This window comes from Mycobacterium sp. KBS0706 (genome assembly GCF_005938675.2).
Classification (GTDB): Bacteria; Pseudomonadota; Alphaproteobacteria; order DSM-16000; family Inquilinaceae; genus Inquilinus.
On the sequence record NZ_VCCH02000242.1, the window covers coordinates 1 to 2,307 of the forward strand.

General features: G+C 68.8%; 2 protein-coding genes and 1 pseudogene. 1 reads left to right on the forward strand and 2 read right to left on the reverse strand.

The window, feature by feature from the left end; genetic code table 11:
* Nucleotides 1–329, forward strand: a pseudogene (locus FFK22_RS43630) (hypothetical protein); the annotation flags it as partial.
* A gap of 563 nt (nt 330–892) precedes the next feature.
* Here FFK22_RS43630 and FFK22_RS45000 read toward each other — a convergent pair.
* Together FFK22_RS45000 and FFK22_RS41495 are read right to left on the reverse strand one after the other, a co-directional pair.
* Nucleotides 893–1,057 carry an entericidin A/B family lipoprotein gene (locus FFK22_RS45000; protein WP_373683780.1) on the reverse strand — a complete coding sequence of 55 codons (165 nt, stop codon included), beginning with the start codon at nt 1,055–1,057 and terminating at the stop codon, nt 893–895.
* 329 nt (nt 1,058–1,386) lie between these two features.
* A complete protein-coding gene (locus FFK22_RS41495; RefSeq protein ID WP_143956982.1) occupies nt 1,387–2,142 on the reverse strand; it encodes a hypothetical protein in 756 nt (251 codons plus the stop codon).
* Nucleotides 2,143–2,307: the final 165 nt, after the last annotated feature.

Consider the following 2,307-nt stretch of genomic DNA (forward strand, 5'->3'; position numbering starts at 1 on the left):
TGAACTTCGGAATCAGGACACTAGTCCGTCTACGGATTCCGGATGCCTGCGGCCTACTCTTGCCATTACCCTTGTTCGTCGCCGGCTCCAATACCGACCAGGAGCGGCAAGGCGAGGAGGTCGGAGTCCAGGCGGTTGCGCGATCAGCGCTCTGCGCCGTGACCGCGCTCTCGGCCTGGCTCGCCGCCCGCGGTGACACGCCCGGGCCGCTGTTCTGCTGCATCGACCGCGGCGGCCATCTGACTTATGGGGTCGACGGCCGGCTCCAGCGGATTGACACCAAGACCGTCGCCCGTCTGGTCAAGCGGGTCATGCCGGAACCGGTTTAGGTTCTGCAGCGTCGCCCACGAGAACGGCGCGATCGAAGGCCCGCACGGCCATATCAAGCGGGCGATCGAGGACGCGCTGCTGCTCGAACCCGGATGCCGGCGGGATCGGCGCGACTATCGAGGCGATGCTAGATCTGAAGTCTGGCCGGAAGCGGCTGCCGGACAATGTGATTGCCGAGGGTCGACGTCGCCGGGGCTAGCTCAAGGATCCTGCGCGGGCCGAAACGTTGGCCACTCTGCGCGCTGCCAGGGATCACCTCAGCGCGGTCCTCCCGAGCGCGATTGGGCATGTCCATGAGGCGTTCGGCCGGCCCAGGCCCGATCGTCCGGCCGACATCGCCGCCGGGCGCTAACCACCCTCCGACAGCCCCGCCATCCCGGGAGGCCGGGCACTATCCTTTCTGATAATTAGTTTATAGAGAAATATAGTATCTACTTTGCCGCGAGGCGCGTACGATTGTGATGTCCGGCATCCCCTCCGCCGTGACGACCCAGCGGCCCGCCCCGTTAGTCCCCACCGGCGTGGCGGGCCGCACCGGCTCCCGTCTACCGGGAACTAGGGGTCAGGGCGCGGGGGGCGTTGCCTTCGTGGCCGTTTTGCTCACGGCCTGGCCAGTGGCGGACACGTCTTGACCAAGACCGGCCGTTGTGTGGCAGCCACTGAGCACTGGGCTTACGCCCATAAGACTCAGGACGGTAACGGTTAGAATCGTCGCTCTCATTTGCATGACATCCACCTCTGGCCACGCGGTTGCGGGGGCGCGTCGCCGGCGTCACCGGGACGCGGCAAGGTTGATTTCGAGAGCAAAGGACCTTGCGCCGGGCCAACAGCGTTCGCATGTCGCCGGTTCCGATCTTGCCGCCGATGACGGAACGCTATTGGCCGGCAGGAACCGAAATGCCCGACGCCCGATTGGAAGTATGCGCCGCTCTCATTTCGCCCGCGCGGCGCACGCGGCCTGCCCTGCTCCGTACCGCGGGGCGGGCCGCACCCCTCTCTGGTTGGCGTTCGGCGGACGCGCGCCGCCGGGCCAAGGATATCGTCGACTGCGCAACATTATGTCAAATCCCAGGTGTCGGATCTGTCATGGTGATAATATTCCGAGCTATGTGTCGCGGGGCGTCGATCTGGCAGACCAGACAGATCAGGCCCAGCAGTGGCGACGAACAGCACCAGGCCCTCGGCGGTGACGCCGACGTCGCGCAGGTCGAAGCCGGCGAGCTCGGAGCGACGGAAGCCGCCGGCGAAGCCGGTCAGCAGCAGTGCCCGGTCGCGCACCCCGCGGGTGTCGCGCAGGCACCGCTTCGGCGCCGGCGCCGCGGCGGGATCGAGCAGCAGCAGCACCGCCCGCAGATTCTCCTCGAGCAGCGCCGCCTTCTTTGCCGGCCGGGCGCCCTTGGTTCGCCTGAGGCCTTGGGGGAAGGCCCGGAACTGGGTGTCGTCGAGATGCAGTGGGCGGCCGAGCCGGCGCCGGATCTCCAGCACTGCGGCGCGGCGCAGCTCGAGGGTGGAGAGCTTGCGCGCCTCCGACAGGCCGGTGAGGTGCATCGCCAGCCAGGAGGCGTTAGCCGTCTGCGGGTCCAAGCCGAAGCCGAGGCACCAGTCACTCCAGTGCCGCCAGGCCGAACCGTAGGCCTTGCGGGTGTTGGCCGAGAGCGAGGCCTCGACCAACTCGTCGGCCCGCGCCGCCAGGCGGCGGATTTCCGCATGCTGGGCTTCGGTCAGGGCACCGTCGGGCCGCGCCGTCACCGCCGGCATGTCGTCGGCCGCGCCCTCCCCTGCCCTGCCGCCGAGCGGCGCCTCCGGGCTCATGGCGCCAGCACCAGGTGGCGGGCGTTCGCTGGCGCCAGCTGGCCGCGCACGGCCAGCAGATGCGCCTCGATCGCCGCGGCCGCTGCGGCGGCGGCGAGATGGGTGGTGTCGAGGTCGAGCCGCTCCGGCACGTCGGGCTTCAGCAGCCGGTCGCAGCGGATCATC